Origin of the sequence: Flagellimonas yonaguniensis (assembly GCF_029193885.1) — a bacterium.
Taxonomy (GTDB): domain Bacteria; phylum Bacteroidota; class Bacteroidia; order Flavobacteriales; family Flavobacteriaceae; genus Flagellimonas; species Flagellimonas yonaguniensis.
In genome coordinates, this window is sequence record NZ_JARFVB010000001.1 from 913,954 (window position 1) to 930,079 (window position 16,126).

Here is a 16,126-nt window from a genome sequence, read left to right on the forward strand (position 1 = left end):
TTTCTTCAATATCGTTTAGCGATAATATCACAGGCATTTTTATACCCCTTCTCACAGGATTTTTGGTACCAAGTTTTTGCCAAATAGGTGTTTTTGACCGTTCCAATGCCACTATGGTAGCAAGAGGCCAGATTGTACATGCCGACACTATCCCCATTGGTTGCGGACTTCTTATATAGTTCAAATGCCTTGTCTAAGTTTTTCGGACCTCCTAGGCCCCTGTCGTACATATAGCCGAGATAACTTTGGGCACTGGCATGATTTCGGTCAGCCGCTATTTGGAACCATTTTTTGGCAGCATAATAATATTTTCCTTTGTAATACATCACGGCCACTCTATATTGGCTGTGCAGGTCCCCTTGTTCTGCTGCTTTCAAATACCACTGTGTAGCCTTTGCTTTTTTGTCCTTGCCCAACTTAAGGTTGTAATAAAGATCGCCCAATTTTTTTTGGGCCTGGAGTTGCCCTTTGGTCGCTGCCTTGAGATACTTTCTTTCGGCTTCCAGATAATCTACCGGTCCAGCTGCCCCGGTTTCCGCCATGTAGCCCAACATATAGTCCGCAGTACTCATGTCTTGGGCCGCTGCCCTGACAAAAAAATCCTTGGCCTTGATGAGATCCTTCTTTTTTCCTTTACCGTCATAATGCAATCTACCCAAAGCGTACAAAGCGGAACTTTGATTTTGTTTTGCTGCAAGCTCATAGTATACTATCGCTTCCGATACGTTCGGGTTCCCATCCGCTTCCCCGTACTCAAGGATCTTTCCGGTCATGTATTGGGAATTTGCATATCCTTTATCAGCGGCCCGTTGGTACCAATCTTTGGCAAGTTTTACATCCTTTTCCACACCCCATCCATCATAGTACAAAAGACCCATATTGTGCATACCAAAGGTGTTTCCTTTATCAGCGGCCAATTGGAACCAGTTTTTGGCCTCTAGGTAGTTCTTCTCATTGAAATATAAAGTGCCCAATTCATTTTGAGCCCCCAAATGTCCTTTATCGGCAGCTTTGGTCAACCACTGAACCGACTTTATACGATCTTTTTTGGCCAATACACCATTTTTATAGAATATCCCTAAGTTGAACTGGGACAGGAGGTCACCGTTCTCGGCAGCAATTGTATATTGTTCCAGGGCCTTAACGGTATCCCTGGGGACGTATTGACCGAACCTGTACATGTTGGCCATGCCCCGATATCCCGAATACCTTCCGATGGACGTGCATTTCTCATATCCTTCAAATGCTTCCTTATAGTTCTTTTCTGATACATTGAGGATCGCCAGGTTTTCGATGGCCGCAGGGTGGCCTTTGCTGGAGGCTTTTTCATAGTACAGTTTTGCCTTGCTTGCGTCCTTTTCCATTACATAGCCGAAATAGTGCATCAATCCCCTTAGGTTGTTTGCCTCTGGGTTGCCGTCATCACTCAAGGCCACAATGCTGCTCTTTGCCTTTTCATAGAATTTCTTGGCCTGGACCGTGTCCCTGTCCACACCAAGATTGTTTTGATAGGCCCATCCATGGTTAAAGTTTGCCAGGTCATATCCATCATCAATGGCCCTATCGGCATATTCAAACCCTTTTTGATAATCCACATCGGTTCCATAACCATTTTGGTTGAACCTTGACAGAAAATAAAAGGCCTCCCCGGATCCATAGCCTGATGCTTTTTCATAGGCCTCATAAGCTTCTTTGAACTTCCCTTCTTTGTAAAGGCTCCAGCCGTCTGCCAACAACACATTTATCTTGGTGGAGCGATAAAAGGCATATCCCCCATATCCGGCACCCAAGATCAAAACAGTGGCCAACAAAACGGGCCAGGCTTTTTTCTTCTTTTTGGGCTTGGGTTGTGGTGCGGAAAATTGTGTTTCATTTCCTCCCAAGAACACGGTGCCACTTTCATTGCTTTCCCCATTCACTTCGCGGATGAAATCGGAAACGGAGGCATACCTATCCGAAGCATTTTTCTGCAAACAAGTCTTTATGCAATTCTTAAATCTTTCGGGCACCCCGGAATAATTGGGCTCTTCCCCAACGATACCATCCCGAATGAGTTCATAGTCCTTCTTGTCATGTCCAAAAGGCAACTTTCCGGTCAATATTTTGTAGAACATGATGCCAAGGGCCCAGATATCGGTACGCTCACTGATATCCCCATTCAGTCCGAATTTCTTTTTAAAGAATTGCTCCGGAGCCATGTAGTGAGGTGTTCCCACACCTTCGGTCATGGACTGTTGTATGGTCTTGTCGGATAGAATATCCTGACTGATCCCAAAATCGGTCACCTTTGAAACGATGTTCCCCTTTCGGTCTTTTGAAAACAGTACATTTCCAGGTTTTAAATCCCTGTGGACAATGCCCTGTTTGTGGAGATAATCCACCGCTTGGGCCACTTCCACAATAATGTTCTTCCCTTCTTCCAAAGAGAGCTTTCGGTGTATCGCTTGGCCCAAGGTTCCTTCACCGGCATACTCTATGATCAACACAGGGTAATTCACGTTTCTGCCCATGGCATCCGTGTGGGTGATATATTCCAGACCATAATAGGTGATAAGATGGGTATGTGACAGCCCATCTATTTTGGAAAACTCCTGTTCCAAGCTGTATTTTTTCTGTCCAGTGCTCCCGGATGTACCTCTTGAAACAGCTTCTTTATAGATTTTGAGGGCCACATATCTTCCTTCGGCATTGAGGTCCTTGGCCCTGAACACTTCGGCGAACCCGCCCTCAGCTATAAGGTCTTTTTCTGGATCCCACTGGTAATGTGATAGTTTCATAATGGTCAGTGTAGTCGAATTTGGTTACTGTTTGGTGTTGATTTTAATTAACTGGCCTGTTGTATATGGGTCACCATTTTGCAGGCATCGGCATGTCCCTGATCACAGGCCTTTTTGTACCAAGCCTCGGCGCTGCCAAGGTCTTTGGTTACTTCACTGCCATTGTAATAGAGGTTTCCCAGTGTTACATTGGCATCAACATATCCTAGTTTGGAGGCTTTTTTCAGAAATTCCATGGCCTTGTCCACATTCTTCTCGGTACCCTGGGCCGAGAGATGCATGACCCCAAGGTTGAACACGGCCGGACCATATTCTTTTTTGGCCGATTTTTCAAAATAGCGCATGGCCTTTGGGTAATTTACCGGAGTGTTCTTGCCGAAATAATATTTACATCCTCGTGCAAAAAGGGCTTCTTTATTCTTTGGGAAGAACCAAATTATGGCCAGAACGGCAAGCAGTATCCATAGGGCATATCCCCATAGCCATTCAGTGAATTCTATTTTATAGGGTGGAAGGGGAGTGGGCAAAGCTCCGCTGGCCTGAAATTTTTTTATCTGCTCTTCATCCAGGTCATAATAGGTATTGATACTTCCTTTTACCCCCAAAACATAACCATCGTCCGTCATGTAGGCCCCCATAAAAATGTACAGGGAAGTTGTTTTGTGGGCAAGATAAAGGTCTTCGCCATTGGCACCTTTAATATCGACGTCAGTAATTTTATGGATTCGTTCGCTTTTTCCAAAAAGTCCTCCGATACGTCTTGCAGATGCAAGGTTGGGAACCAAGGAAAGCAAGGCGATCAGTAGTAGTAATTTTTTCATTTTGTGATGAAGTGTTAAGGTTGAAAGTAATGATATATCTTCTTGTACCTGAACCTATTCGACAGTTAGCATTAAAAATAGGTATATGAAACTTTTTATGCCAACATTTTTAGACCTTGGTGTCAAATATGTTTTGGATTTATGAAATAGCCATATCGTGACTGGGTTATTTACGGATTATTCAGCCTTGGTTGGCAGTCTAACCGCAATGTTGTTTTCTCCCATGGAGGTTACCTGAAAAGGCCCCCTTACATTTTCGGATAACTCTTGCCAAATGCTCCCCACTTTTTCAACGGTTTCCTTGGCACCTTCAATGGTGCTGTCAATACCCTCCACCGTTTGGTCAATGTCTTTGCTGGTTTTCTGGACAGTTTGGTCCACTTGATCTACTTGTTCCGCAGTCTTAGCGATTGTTCCCCGGTCTCTTCTTTTAGTGATTTCTGAACTTTGGGCGCTTACAAAACCGCAAAACAAGCTAATAAGAATAATGGTGTGTACTTTTTTGGATGTCATTTTTAATCGTTTTGGTTATACTTTCTATGGGTATATAACCGCAGATTGGCGATGTCATCTTTTTTTGATGATTTTTTCTAAAAAATTATTTCGTAAACACCTTTCGGAAAGGATGGCCGGTCCATGAACATACGGGTTTCATTGTTTTTGGTGAAATCGATTTCTTCTAGTGAGGTGGTTTCAGTAGTGTCAATGTTTAGGGGATAGAGCTCATTTTTATGAATAAGGTAATAAGAGTTCCCTTCGCTTTTTGAAACAACCATGACCGTAATGGAATCAATATCCATATTGGCATTAATGACCAACTGTTTTTTTTCATTCTGTTCCAAAAAGAAATAATTTTTATCCATGGATGAGTTCTCCGAAACCGATACGGTAAAACCGGAATAGGGCTGCGAATTTGCAATGAGGGGCATTACTTTCACTTGCACGCTCTCATCCTGTATTCCCCCAAAAGTGTAACTTGTCTGGACTTCTTCCAATGGATTTATGGTCGATGAAATGGCCAGATTGAACAATTTATCCCCATATTTTAAGTAATAGTTGCCTTTTTGATCTTTACCCATTTGTAATTGAAGGCCTGAAATCCCTGAATCCCCATATAAGACCAGTTCTTGGCCATTAAAAGTGTGGGTGAGCGATGAGGGCTGCCTAACCTGACGTATGGATTCCGATGGAAGTGATTTTCCATTGGAGAAAGCAAATTGTGTTTCGTCTTGCGGGCTGCCATCCAATTCATCTTCTGGCAGTTCTTCTTTCTCTGTAACTTGTATATTGTTCTTTTTCAAAACGAGGCTATCCGCTGGCTGCGTTCGAACAGAATCCACACCGACCACATTGGGGGCGTCGTTACTAAGGGGACCATCACCCTTTGATTTAAAGACATAGAAAAGTGTTCCCAAAACAATGCATGCTGCCGCGGCACCACTGTAAATAATCAGTCTGCGGTACAGACCTTTTGGCTTTTGCTCTCCAGACGCCCTATATTCGGCATACAAAAGGTCTAGCTTGGCCCTTAGTTTTTGGTCCTCCTTTGATTCAATGCCCGTGTAGATCTTTTTATATACCTCAAGCTCCTTTGCAAATTCTTTGTCTTCAGCTAACAGTCGTTCCACCTCACTTTTTTCATCGTCATTAAGATGGCCGGTCAGGTGTTTGTCAATCAAATCAATATGTCTCAATTCTTCCCTCATGGCTATTTTAAACGGATTATGACATCATAGGAGACTTCGCCCCTTAGCTTTTGAAGACACCGTAATTTCTGTTGGCTGGCGGAACGGGCACTGGAGTAATTGAATCTTTTGGCTATGTCCTCCATGCGCATCCCCAAAAATATGGTTGCCTCCAAAACAGATTTACAGGGTTCCCCGACCTTTGCTAGAGCTTTTTCAAGGTATTCCCGGAGGTTTGGGCCCTTTCGGGTGATTTCTGGGTTTATGGATTCATGGTCTCTTTGAGAGATGCCTACCTCACTCTGCCGGTTTTCATATTTTTTTCTTCGATTGAGCTGGTTGAGCCACTGTCGCTTTGAAATTTCGAACAGATAGGTGCTTATTTTGCTTCGGAGTTCATAGTTCCCTGCCATTACATTTTTATAGAACACGATGATGGCTTCCTGAAAAACATCCAAAGCGTCATCTTCATTACCGTTATTCTGTTCCACCCAACTTTTTACCATGCCGATGTGCTGGTACAGTTGCTGCAGACAATTCTCGTTTCCTTTCTTTAATTGATCTATCAGTTCTTGGTCGGTCATCAAGGTTTTTCTGAAATGGCTATAATCCTATTTCCACACGGTCCTTTATGGGCACATTGAATTCGTACTCCTGAATTTTTATTTGGGCCTCGCCTAAAATAGTGAAATTCGCTTTTTGGTCGGTCAGCCAAGAGAACTTCATCTGTTTTAAAATATCAAAATTGCTCAAGGTAACATCAATGGGAATAGTAGTGGATTTTAGTGCTTCTTGGTAAAATGGTTCATCCATGGTCCACTCCGCCACTTTCCCTTTGTTTTCATCCAAATAGAATTCAAGTTTCATGGTATTGATGGTATAGGCAATAGGCAATCTGTTCAGGGTCTCAACACCTAATTTTAACCGGGTTTTGCTCAGTGAGGGCAATTTATTGCTGGAAATGGACCGAATTTTAAAATTATTGCCGTAATCCAAATTTTTGCTGATTTCCTCCAAAATGGCCTTTTTGGTGTTCAGATGTATCTTGTCATCCAGTGCAATGGTGAAGGAATTCAGCAGAAAGCTCACCTTTCCATTGCCCTTGAGGGCGAATTCGGTGGAATCTGATGCCAATAATTCAGGATAAAAGGCATTAAGATTTTTGAGTGCTATTTCGCAGGTTACCGGTATTCGTATGGTATCATTGGCTGCCAGACTCATCTGTTCGTTTAAAAATCCCTTTCCCACCAAAGAATCCTTATAAAAAATCTCCATGCTGGATTGCCTCAGTTTTGTTTTTACATTGTTGGGGTTGTATACAATGTAATCCAATCCCACCACCAATGCATCTTCCGTGAGTCCTTTAATGGTAACATGGTCTATGGCAACAAATTCTGGTTTTTTGCTGCATGAGGTAAAAAAAAGAAGTGCTCCAAATACTAGGGTTATTTTTTTCATAGTGTCGGGTTTAAATACTGTCCTTCTTTTTAAGTGAAACATAGATCAAGACATAAAACATAACATTGAGTGCTACGATGACCACCACGTTCATATCAAAACTGTTGAAGACATCACCGATCAACGTTCCTTCATCCACCAATTTTTCATTGTACAGGTCGAGAAGTTGCACTGCTGAGGTTGAGGCGGTCTGCGTACCCACTTCGGGTGCGGGCAGTGGAACAGTGGTCAAAACAGCCTGAACCGTGTCTGGATTGAATTCAGAGGCGGGGGAGGCATCGTCCTGTAATCGGGCAAAGCCCTCGGTGCCCCATCGGCCCAAAGTGAAAAAGCTCAAGATTTCCACCAAGGTATTGTTGATTTTTGTCATTACCCCGGCCAACATAATCTGTGGCATCAATGCAATGGGCACTACGGTCATTACTTTCTCTGTGGTATTGAAGGCAGATGAAAGCCACAATCCAATCAGGGAGGCAGAAACCGAAATATAGAACATGAACAGCATGCTCTGGCCAAAAGGCCGTAGGTACACTTCTTCAAAACCTTCAAAAGTGTTCAATTTGAAATTGAGGTAGATGATACTCACAAACAATATGGTCTGCACCAGGGCAATCAAGGAAAGTACCAACCATTTGGAAAGAATATAGGTGTTGATATTAAGGTTGAACATACGCTCCCTTTTGTATACCGTAAGCTCACCTACAATCTCCTTTGCAGCATTGCTTACCCCAAACCAAACAGCAGAAATGGCCATCAAGAACATGACCCCAATCTGAAATTTGTTGAATACCAAGCAGACCAATCCCGCAATGATTACGGGTTGTGCCAATAACAAGGCCAAATTTTCCTTGTCATTGAGTTTGATGTTGAAATATCTTGAAACCAACCAATACAATTGCAGCCAGTACGAGTCTGGCTTTTCTTTTTTTACGTCGGGGTTATTAACGGCCTTATACCCAACTTTGCTGGGCTTTTGGTAATAGGAGGTTACCGTGCCGATATCACTCATTTTACTATAGACCTCCACAATGTTTTGGGCTTCAAAATGGGAAGTCAATAGGTTGGCCGGGCCTTGAAATACCAAATGCCCTTGAACGCCCAAAAATATAGCCTGGTCCACATAGTTGAGGTCTTCGGGTTTGTGGGTCACCATTACAATTGTAGTTCCCGAATGGGCCAACTTTTTAAGACTCTTCAGAAAACTTTCAATGGTCTCGGGATCTAGTGGAGAAGTGGGTTCATCCAAAAACAGAATAGTGGGCTCGGTCAAAAGTTCCACCGCAATGGACACGCGTTTGCGCTGTCCACCAGAGAGATTCCCCACTTTTATGGTCCTGATGTCCTTTTCCTTATCTTGGTCCAAATTTAGGTCGTTGATGACCTTATCAATCCTTTGGTTGATCTCTGAAACGGCTGTATCATCGGGTAAGCGGAGCTTTGCTGCGTAGAACAAGGTCTTGTATACCGTCAATTCCTTATGGATGATATCATCTTGGGGAACATAGCCGATTTTTTTCTTGATCAGACTAAAGTTGTCTGCCAATGAAAGTCCGTGAATGAACACTTCTCCAGAAGTAGCCGGATTTTCACCGTTCAAACATTTCAACAAGGTGGATTTTCCACAACCCGAGGGGCCCATCAATGCCACAAAAGTGGAATGGGGAATGTTCAGGGACATATCCTGCAATCCAATCTTGTTGTTGGGATATTCTTTCTGAATGGCCAATGCCTTTATGGCACTACGTTCTTTACGGAGATCCTTAGCCCCATTCTTAAGGGTAATGCTGTAAAATGAAATGGTGACCGTATCGCTGTCCTTGAACTTGGCCTTGGATTTTAACTCCTTTCCATTGAGATAGGTCTTATTGGTGGAACCCAGGTCCTCGATCCAAAATTCACCCTGCGAATAGGAAATTATGGCGTGTTCCCGGGTCACCGTGGGATCGTCCAGAACAATGTCATTATTTTCCAAGCGGCCAATTTTATAAGCACCTTTGGAAACGATTTTTTGTTTGAATCCGTTGAACTCCTTTTGGGATTCTGAGGGTTTTGGAACCTTTTCTTTTTGGTTTTCAGTAACTACTTGCAGCTTTTGCGATGCAATAGTGAAAATCTCGTCAGGTGGAATCTTGACCCATGTATTTGGGGCTATCGGCTGTTCTTTGACCATGGTCCCATTGGAGCTTTCAAGGTCCATGATGTAGATTCCGTCCGTCCTGGCTTCAATTTGGGCATGTTTTCTCGAAGCAAGTCTACTGTCTATCTCAACTTGGGCGCCATGACCTTTTCTTCCAATCGTAACAATTTCATTTTTAGACAGGGGAACAGACTGTCCGTTGCAGATGAGGTGCATTTCCGGTATCATTTTATTGGTCGATATAGGATTGGATGCATTTTTTACGATGTTCCGCAAAAGGATGCGTGGAAGTCAATTTTTTTATGAGGTCTTGCTTTTGATAGCGTTCCAATTTCCTGAAGAAATCCGCAAATCGGTTCACATCATATCCAGCCGCTTGGGCCAATTCAAACCCGACCTTGTCGGCCTCATATTCATCAATTTGATCAAAGGGGGGCGAAAAGGTCCTATTGATCTTATTGGCAATATCGGTAAAGCCTTCCATACGGGTCATTCCCTCAAGGTCTGTGGAGAGCGTGAGTTTTGTTACTTTCCTTTGGGTGTGGAGTTTGTCCTCATGGGCCACTTCATGTCCTATGATGAACGCCAATTCATCATAAGAATCAACGAAATTGAGCAAGCCCGTGGTAATGTATAGGTAACCGCCCAAAGTGGCAAAAGCATTTATTTCCTCGGATTTAAGGATGCTTATTCGGTAGGATACATCGTTTCGGGACACATTTTTAACGATACGTTGAAGTATTTCCTCTACCTTTGGTTTGGCAAAATGGTTGTTGTCCAATTGGCCAAGGGCAACATACCTGTTATACATATCCCTTCCAATATTTTTTTTGGAATCACTGGAGATGTTCAGTGCAAAGTCCAACCAATTGTTCTCCACCTGTTTGTAAAAAAAAGCGGGTCCATCAAGGGCATGGCCACAATCTTGGAGAACAGTGGCATGTTCTATTTTTGTCGTGTAATCAGAAAGGGCCTCTTCCAATTTTTCAACGGAGATTTCCTGTGCCAAAGAAATTTGTAAGAAGCAACAGAAGAAAATGGACGATAATGCGTGTCTCATGATGTTTTTTAGTGTATATAACCAAAAATAACAAATGTCATCTTTTTGTAGGGCAATCATTGATTTTCTGTTGCTTTTTTACCATGGAAAAGTTCAAACGGCTATGGAAGGCTTTCAAAAGTTTAAAAAGCCATTGTTCATTTTTGAAGAAACCACTGATCATTTCATCATAAAAAGTTTTATCGATGATTGGTATGTTTTACATATTGCAGAAGGTGCAAGGGCAAAATGAATGACTTTTCCAATCCTGCAAGGTCTTCCCCTTAAAAATGGAGCCAATGGACAGGGTAATGTGGGAGTGTCAGGGCCTTTGAATTTCTTGTTGGCCATGGATGCGTTGAAACCCGAACACTCTTCCCAATTTGTAGATGTCATTGAGCTGGGCAGAGCGTCCGGTTCGGTCATCGATTTTCATTTACACCATGGTTTTATTCTTTCGACCCCCTAGGTGGGGCAGCGTATATTTAATAGACCGGTATTGATTCGATGAGAAACCGGCCATAGGTGGGAATCGATACTTTTTTATTCCGGAATTTTCATTCAAGCATAGCATCAGCCAAGTAATCATAAATGGCATATTGGGACCTGATGGGTCTTTCCCCCTTTTTTATGGGATGGTATAGGTTCATATTGTCCCCTGGAGCGACCCTTCTTGCCTTGACATTGTCAGAAAATTGTAGGGCAAGGATTTGTTTTAGTTCATTGAATACATTTGAATCTAGGATAGGGGTGATGACCTCAATCCTTCTATCAAGGTTGCGGGGCATCCAGTCCGCACTGCCCATAAACATTTTCTCGTCTCCGGCATTATGGAAAAGGAATACCCTTCCATGCTCCAAAAACCTGTCGACGATACTTCTTACCACTATGTTTTCGCTCAAATTGGGCACCTCGGGCACTAAACAGCAAAATCCCCGAACCAGAAGATGGACCCGAACGCCGGCTTTACTGGCCCTATATAGCCAATCGATCATATTCTTATCTTCAAGACTGTTCATTTTTAGGGTTATGCCCGCAGGAAAACCGTTCAGGGCATTTTCAATTTCTTTCAGCACTAAATGTTCAAATGTAAGTCTACTATTATATGGGGAAGCCAAAAGGTGGTTTAATTTTGGAACCAAGACTTTTCGTTTTAGGACTAGAAATACTTGGTCAAGGTCGTTCGTGATCCCACTATGGGCCGTAAACAATCCATGGTCGCAATAAATTCGGGCGGTTTTTGCATTAAAGTTACCTGTTCCGATATAGGCATATGCTTTGGATTTACCATTTTCCCTTCGCTTGATCAAAAGTATTTTTGAATGGACCTTTACATTGGGGAAACTATAAAATACAGTGCCGCCCTCCTTTTCGAAAACCTGTCCCCAGCCAATGTTGTTTTCTTCATCAAAACGTGCCTTGGCTTCAACGAAGACAGTCACTTCTTTTCCATTTCTGATGGCCTTTAGTAGGGCAGAGGTCAGTTCGGAATCCTTGGCTATTCGGTATAGGGATATTTGGATGGAGTGGACATTGGGGTCGGTGGCGGCCTGTTGAAGCCATTTTTCCACATATGAAAAGCTCTGGTACGGAAAATGTAGTATTCGGTCTTTGTCCGCTATCAATTGGAAGTAGTCATCGGAGTCCTCAAAGGCTCTGTGGACAATTGGGGGCATTGGGTCATTAAAAAACTCTTTCCGGTTTCCATAGTAAGCCGTAAAATTAAAAAAGTCGCTAAAATTGTGATGCCCTCCACCTTTTACCAAGTCTATTTTGTCCAGTCCCAATTGTTCTTCCAAAAGATGTTGGACATGTTTTGGCATGGACCCCTCAAAAAGAAGGCGCGTGGGTTGTCCATCCTGTCTTTTTTGGAGCGCATCGTAAATTCGTTGAATCCACTCTCCTTGATAGTCATCGTCCAAATAGAGTTCCGCATCCCTTGAAACCTTGATATTGTACATCCCTAAAATGCTCTTGTTGGGGAAAAAGAAAGAAGCGTTGAGTTTTAGGACATCTTCAAAAAAAGCATAGGATACAATACCATCTTTGGATGGGATTTTTATAAACCTGTCCCATTTCTGTTTATCCACGGAAACAAATGCCAGCTTGGTGGGTTTGTCCAGCAAAATGGCAAGATACAGTTGACCATCCATAAAATTGTCGATTTTAAGATCCGTACCCTTTAACAGGTTGAGTCCGGGCTTTATTTCCTCTTTGAAAAGCAAGTTTAAATAGGAACGGTGGGCGTCATCATATTCTGATATTTCAAGGATTTGAATGTTATTTTTGTTAAGCTCCGGTAGAATGGAATCCCTATATATCCTGCCAAATTCTTCCTGTAGGAAATGGACCCTTTCAAGAATGTGCCGAAGGGTCTTTTTTGGTTTTATCCCCAAGGGACTTCTCATGGATTTATCGACTTTTCCAATCTGTCGAAGCTTGGATACCCTTACCTTAAAAAATTCATCAAGGTTGGATGAAAAGATGGCAAGGAACTTTACGCGTTCCAAGATAGGGTTGGATGTATCCTTGGCTTCCTGCAATACACGTTGGTTGAAATTTAACCAATCTACGTCGCGATTATTGTATCTAAACCCTGATTCCAACCACAATTTTTCCATTGATTAAAAATAATTGAGGTTCACCAACATGTGATTAAATTAATGTTAATTTGAAGTGGAGTGAAGATCGGCTAAGAACGGGCTTGGGGATTTTTCAAAAGACAAGTGCCTATCAAGCCCATTGGAAGGATAACTTGATGTTCGTGCCATTTTACTGTAATGGCGGAAAACCCAACGAAAGGTACTAACGGAAGCTGAACTGTAAACGGGATGGGAAAGGAACTCAAATCACATCGTTTGGAGCGGACAAGAATTCTTTATAAATACTTTGAAAGCGCTGAAAAAAAGGAGGTATTTCCACAAAGCACAAAGATTCCATACGATTTTTAATCGTTTTGGGATTGATGGTTTGGCCACTGTTTTTAATACAGGAACACAAGGGGAACGTCGGTCAACAAAACACAACCAGTGTGCCGACGGGGCTTTACTTGTGCTCCTGATTAAACATACTTTTATTAAATGATGGTCAATCCACCGTCCACTACCACTTCGGACCCAACCATATACGAAGATTCATCGCTTGCCAAGAACAAGGCAACATTGGCTATTTCCTCCGCTTCACCAAACCGTTTTGTGGGTATTCCCTGTACGGCCTGCTGATATGCATCTGCATTATCGACCAAAGCCTGGTTCATCGGCGTCCTAAAAATTCCTGGATGTATGGAGTTGACACGTATATTGTGCTCTATCAATTCGGCGGCCGCTTGCATGGTAAGTGCTCTGACACCTCCTTTGGAAGTTGCATACCCTGGGTCTCCACCCGGCAGGGCAACTGTAGCGCCTACAGTGGATGACATGTTAATGATGGAGCCGCCCTTTCGTTACATCATTGCAGGTGCAACAGCCTTGATTCCCAGGTATTGGCTATTCAGGTTGACGTCCATTATTTTTTTAAATGTATCATAATCGCTTTCCATAAAAGAGGAATAACTAGCTATGCCCGCATTATTTACCAGGATATCAATTCCGCCAAATTCGGTGGTGGTTTTTTCCACAACTTTTTGCCAATCATATGGGGAAGTGACATTGAGTGTCGCATATATGGCTATGCCACCGTCCTGTATGATTTGTTCCGCAACCTGTTTTAGATTTTCTTCGTTGATATCGGTAAGCACTATTTTTGCACCTTCCTTGGCAAATAATTTGGCGTCCACTGCCCCAAATCCACTGGCCGCCCCGGTAATGATGGCCACTTTGTTTTCTAAACGTTTCATTTTTGTTTACTGTTCTTTAGGTTTCTATTTTTAATCACACTCACCCTCAGGCGTACACGATTGGCCTTCAATAATGTCCATTGGACCTTCCATGTTGTTCTCCCTCCATTCAGCAAAGGTTTTTTCCAGAGTCTCCAAGAAAGTTTCAGGTTCTTTTGCACCTGATATGGCCAGCTTTTTATTGAAAACAAAATAAGGCACTCCCCTGACACCCGCTAGCTGGGCCTCATAAAGGTCCGTCTGTACGTCATCCGCATAGTGGTTGTTTTCCAGGGCAAGCTTTACCTTGTCTCCGTCCAAGCCTATGGCCTCGCCCAATTTAACGAGCGTAGGAATATTGTCAAGGTTTTTACCCTCCACGAAGTATGCTCGGAAGAGTTGTTCTTCGGCCTCATCCTGTTTGCCATTCCCTTTGGCATAATGGGCAAAACGATGTGCATTGATGGTATTGGCCGGGATGGCTTGGTCAAGGCGGTAGTCCAGACCTATATCCTTGGCTATTTGGCTCACATGGTGGTTCATGGAACGGGCCTGTTCAATGCTCACTCCTTTTTCCTTTGCCAGAAACTGGTCAAGTTTTACGTTGGCATCTGTTTTGAGCCCTGGCATTAATTGGAAACTTTTCCATTCTACCTTGACCTTGTCCCTTTGGGGGAATTGTTCCAAGGCCGCCTCAAATTTTCGTTTGCCGATATAACAAAACGGACACATCACATCACTCCAGATTTCTACTTGCATCATAGTTTTATATATTTAAATTCATCAATGGTGGTCCATGGTGGGACCGTTGTTCCTTGAATATTTGGTGGGTTTAAAATACCCCCCCCCTTTTTTTTATCCGAGGAAATCCAATAGTAGTTTCAATAGTTCTTCGGGTTTTTCCTCGGCTGGGAAATGTCCCGAATCGGCAATGATCGCGGATTGGACGTTCTCAGCAAGGTTACGCCATTCATGTTCTACCAGGGGGCCACTGGCCAACGCACCAGCGAATGTGAATACCGGCATGGTCAATTTGGTGGATATCATTTCACGTATTTGTGGAATGGTTTCGTCAATACTTCGATAGTATTCAAAACTTGCTTTTAAAGTGCCGGGTTTTCTGCGCAACAATTCAATGTAGAAATCGCGTGCATATTTCGGTATGGCATCGGGTGTTCCACTTTTGGACTCAAATTGATACCCAAAATAGATGTCTTCCTTGCCTTCTACCAATCGTTCGTTCACTTCAAGGGCTCGGTTGAAATTGAAATGCCAAAGGAAATCGCTTAGACCACGTTCATCTGCAATCAGGGGAGGTGAAGGGGAAGCCCCGGGGATTATGGCCTCACCAACGGCAAGTTTGAGGATTCTCTCCGGGTGCATGGAAGCCATCGCGTAACCCACTATGACGGCAAGGTCATGTCCTACGAATTTGAATTTATCATATCCTAAAACATCCATCAACCTGAACATGTCATTGGCCAAGGATTTTGCATCAAAACCTTTATCTGGCCTACTCGAAAGACCAAAACCGCGTGGATCGACCGCTATCACGGTATAGCGTTCGCTCAAGGGGAGCATTAAATCACGCCAGGCATACCAGTTCTGGGGCCAACCGGCGTGCAACAGCAAAGGCTCGCCCTTACCGCCGATTACAGCATGGATCTTTATATCACCTGTGTCAACGACCATACTCTTGAAAACTTTCTGAAATCCTTTGGGCAGACGCGGAACGTTGCCTACGGAGCCATATTCATCGGTGGTCGTACCTTCTCCGAATGTTTGATTTTTTCCATTTTTTTGCTTTTATAATTGTCTAAAATTACCAAAGTAATTACTTTTGTACAAGTACCTACATAAAAGTTAGGTACTTACTTAAAAGTAAAAATTAAGGATAGCGATGGATTATAGCCCAAAAAAAATTGATATATCTGATGAAAAGTGCCCGGTAAAGGCAACATTGTCGATATTGGGGGGGAAATGGACCTTGATTATTTTGTACCAGATAAACAATAGGGTCATACGGTATGGTGAATTGAAAAGGTCTATTCCTGGGATTTCGGAAAAAATGCTCATCCAAAGTCTGAATCAACTGATTGAGCACGGATTGGTCGACAAAAAGGCCTATCCTGAAATTCCTCCAAGGGTCGAATACAGTTTGACCGAAATTGGCTTTAAATCTTTGCCGATCATTGATAAGTTGGAGGAATTTGGCAGGGAAAACCTTATATGAGTATGCTCTAGGGCCATAAGTGTCGATACGTTTGGAAAGTTTTATGTACAGTTTGGAAGTGTAGAGCGCCAAAGATGGATTGATCATCGGGCATTTGTTTCGTGCATCGACCCGAAAGTGGGGAAGTCTTGGAGAAAAAGAAACCTTTCCAAAAATGGGGTT

General features: G+C 43.0%; 13 protein-coding genes and 1 pseudogene. 2 read left to right on the plus strand and 12 right to left on the minus strand.

Annotation, left to right across the window (positions count from 1 at the left end; genetic code table 11):
* Positions 1-5: 5 nt before the first annotated feature.
* The 8 genes from PY092_RS04080 to PY092_RS04115 form a co-directional block, all read right to left on the minus strand.
* Positions 6-2,777 carry a serine/threonine-protein kinase gene (locus tag PY092_RS04080; protein ID WP_275614574.1) on the minus strand — a complete coding sequence of 924 codons (2,772 nt, stop codon included), beginning with the start codon at positions 2,775-2,777 and terminating at the stop codon, positions 6-8.
* 47 nt (positions 2,778-2,824) lie between these two features.
* On the minus strand, positions 2,825-3,598 hold the full coding sequence (locus PY092_RS04085) for a tetratricopeptide repeat protein (RefSeq protein ID WP_275614575.1): 774 nt from the start codon (positions 3,596-3,598) through the stop codon (positions 2,825-2,827).
* Between the two features lie 177 nt (positions 3,599-3,775).
* The gene (locus tag PY092_RS04090) at positions 3,776-4,111 is read right to left on the minus strand and encodes a hypothetical protein (protein WP_275614576.1); all 336 of its coding nucleotides are present in this window, start codon (positions 4,109-4,111) and stop codon (positions 3,776-3,778) included.
* A gap of 77 nt (positions 4,112-4,188) precedes the next feature.
* A complete protein-coding gene (locus PY092_RS04095) occupies positions 4,189-5,304 on the minus strand; it encodes an anti-sigma factor (RefSeq protein ID WP_275614577.1) in 1,116 nt (371 codons plus the stop codon).
* Positions 5,305-5,306: 2 nt separating this feature from the next.
* Positions 5,307-5,867 (minus strand): RNA polymerase sigma factor, encoded by a 561-nt coding sequence (locus PY092_RS04100; RefSeq protein ID WP_275614578.1) that lies wholly within the window; start codon positions 5,865-5,867, stop codon positions 5,307-5,309.
* A gap of 19 nt (positions 5,868-5,886) precedes the next feature.
* Positions 5,887-6,741, minus strand: coding sequence for an LEA/WHy family protein (locus PY092_RS04105; RefSeq protein WP_275614579.1), 855 nt, complete (start codon positions 6,739-6,741; stop codon positions 5,887-5,889).
* A 10-nt stretch (positions 6,742-6,751) separates the two neighbouring features.
* Positions 6,752-9,094 (minus strand): ATP-binding cassette domain-containing protein, encoded by a 2,343-nt coding sequence (locus tag PY092_RS04110; RefSeq protein WP_275614580.1) that lies wholly within the window; start codon positions 9,092-9,094, stop codon positions 6,752-6,754.
* A 13-nt stretch (positions 9,095-9,107) separates the two neighbouring features.
* The gene (locus tag PY092_RS04115; protein ID WP_275614581.1) at positions 9,108-9,938 is read right to left on the minus strand and encodes a M48 family metallopeptidase; all 831 of its coding nucleotides are present in this window, start codon (positions 9,936-9,938) and stop codon (positions 9,108-9,110) included.
* Between the two features lie 232 nt (positions 9,939-10,170).
* Between PY092_RS04115 and PY092_RS04120 the strand changes: the two genes are divergently transcribed.
* Positions 10,171-10,386, plus strand: a complete 216-nt coding sequence (locus tag PY092_RS04120; RefSeq protein ID WP_275614582.1) for a hypothetical protein — start codon at positions 10,171-10,173, stop codon at positions 10,384-10,386.
* A gap of 88 nt (positions 10,387-10,474) precedes the next feature.
* On the opposite strand, the gene ppk1 is transcribed toward PY092_RS04120, so the two are convergent.
* The 4 genes and pseudogenes from ppk1 to PY092_RS04140 form a co-directional block, all read right to left on the minus strand.
* Entirely contained in the window at positions 10,475-12,538 is a 2,064-nt protein-coding gene (ppk1, locus tag PY092_RS04125; protein ID WP_275614583.1) for a polyphosphate kinase 1, read from the minus strand.
* A 455-nt stretch (positions 12,539-12,993) separates the two neighbouring features.
* Positions 12,994-13,752, minus strand: a pseudogene (locus PY092_RS04130) (SDR family NAD(P)-dependent oxidoreductase).
* Positions 13,753-13,782: 30 nt separating this feature from the next.
* Positions 13,783-14,493, minus strand: coding sequence for a DsbA family oxidoreductase (locus PY092_RS04135; RefSeq protein WP_275614584.1), 711 nt, complete (start codon positions 14,491-14,493; stop codon positions 13,783-13,785).
* A gap of 93 nt (positions 14,494-14,586) precedes the next feature.
* Positions 14,587-15,423 carry an alpha/beta hydrolase gene (locus tag PY092_RS04140; RefSeq protein ID WP_275614585.1) on the minus strand — a complete coding sequence of 279 codons (837 nt, stop codon included), beginning with the start codon at positions 15,421-15,423 and terminating at the stop codon, positions 14,587-14,589.
* A 208-nt stretch (positions 15,424-15,631) separates the two neighbouring features.
* Between PY092_RS04140 and PY092_RS04145 the strand changes: the two genes are divergently transcribed.
* Positions 15,632-15,964: a winged helix-turn-helix transcriptional regulator gene (locus PY092_RS04145; protein WP_275614586.1), complete on the plus strand. Its 333-nt coding sequence runs from the start codon at positions 15,632-15,634 to the stop codon at positions 15,962-15,964.
* Positions 15,965-16,126: the final 162 nt, after the last annotated feature.

Excerpts from the sequence above, each read along its gene's own strand:
- PY092_RS04080 (WP_275614574.1), bottom strand. The coding sequence starts at position 2,777 with ATGAAACTATCACATTACCAGTGGGATCCAGAAAAAGACCTTATAGCT.
- PY092_RS04085 (WP_275614575.1), bottom strand. The coding sequence starts at position 3,598 with ATGAAAAAATTACTACTACTGATCGCCTTGCTTTCCTTGGTTCCCAAC.
- PY092_RS04090 (WP_275614576.1), bottom strand. The coding sequence starts at position 4,111 with ATGACATCCAAAAAAGTACACACCATTATTCTTATTAGCTTGTTTTGC.
- PY092_RS04095 (WP_275614577.1), bottom strand. The coding sequence starts at position 5,304 with ATGAGGGAAGAATTGAGACATATTGATTTGATTGACAAACACCTGACC.
- PY092_RS04100 (WP_275614578.1), bottom strand. The coding sequence starts at position 5,867 with ATGACCGACCAAGAACTGATAGATCAATTAAAGAAAGGAAACGAGAAT.
- PY092_RS04105 (WP_275614579.1), bottom strand. The coding sequence starts at position 6,741 with ATGAAAAAAATAACCCTAGTATTTGGAGCACTTCTTTTTTTTACCTCA.
- PY092_RS04110 (WP_275614580.1), bottom strand. The coding sequence starts at position 9,094 with ATGCACCTCATCTGCAACGGACAGTCTGTTCCCCTGTCTAAAAATGAA.
- PY092_RS04115 (WP_275614581.1), bottom strand. The coding sequence starts at position 9,938 with ATGAGACACGCATTATCGTCCATTTTCTTCTGTTGCTTCTTACAAATT.
- PY092_RS04120 (WP_275614582.1), top strand. The coding sequence starts at position 10,171 with ATGACTTTTCCAATCCTGCAAGGTCTTCCCCTTAAAAATGGAGCCAAT.
- ppk1 (WP_275614583.1), bottom strand. The coding sequence starts at position 12,538 with ATGGAAAAATTGTGGTTGGAATCAGGGTTTAGATACAATAATCGCGAC.
- PY092_RS04135 (WP_275614584.1), bottom strand. The coding sequence starts at position 14,493 with ATGATGCAAGTAGAAATCTGGAGTGATGTGATGTGTCCGTTTTGTTAT.
- PY092_RS04140 (WP_275614585.1), bottom strand. The coding sequence starts at position 15,423 with ATGGTCGTTGACACAGGTGATATAAAGATCCATGCTGTAATCGGCGGT.
- PY092_RS04145 (WP_275614586.1), top strand. The coding sequence starts at position 15,632 with ATGGATTATAGCCCAAAAAAAATTGATATATCTGATGAAAAGTGCCCG.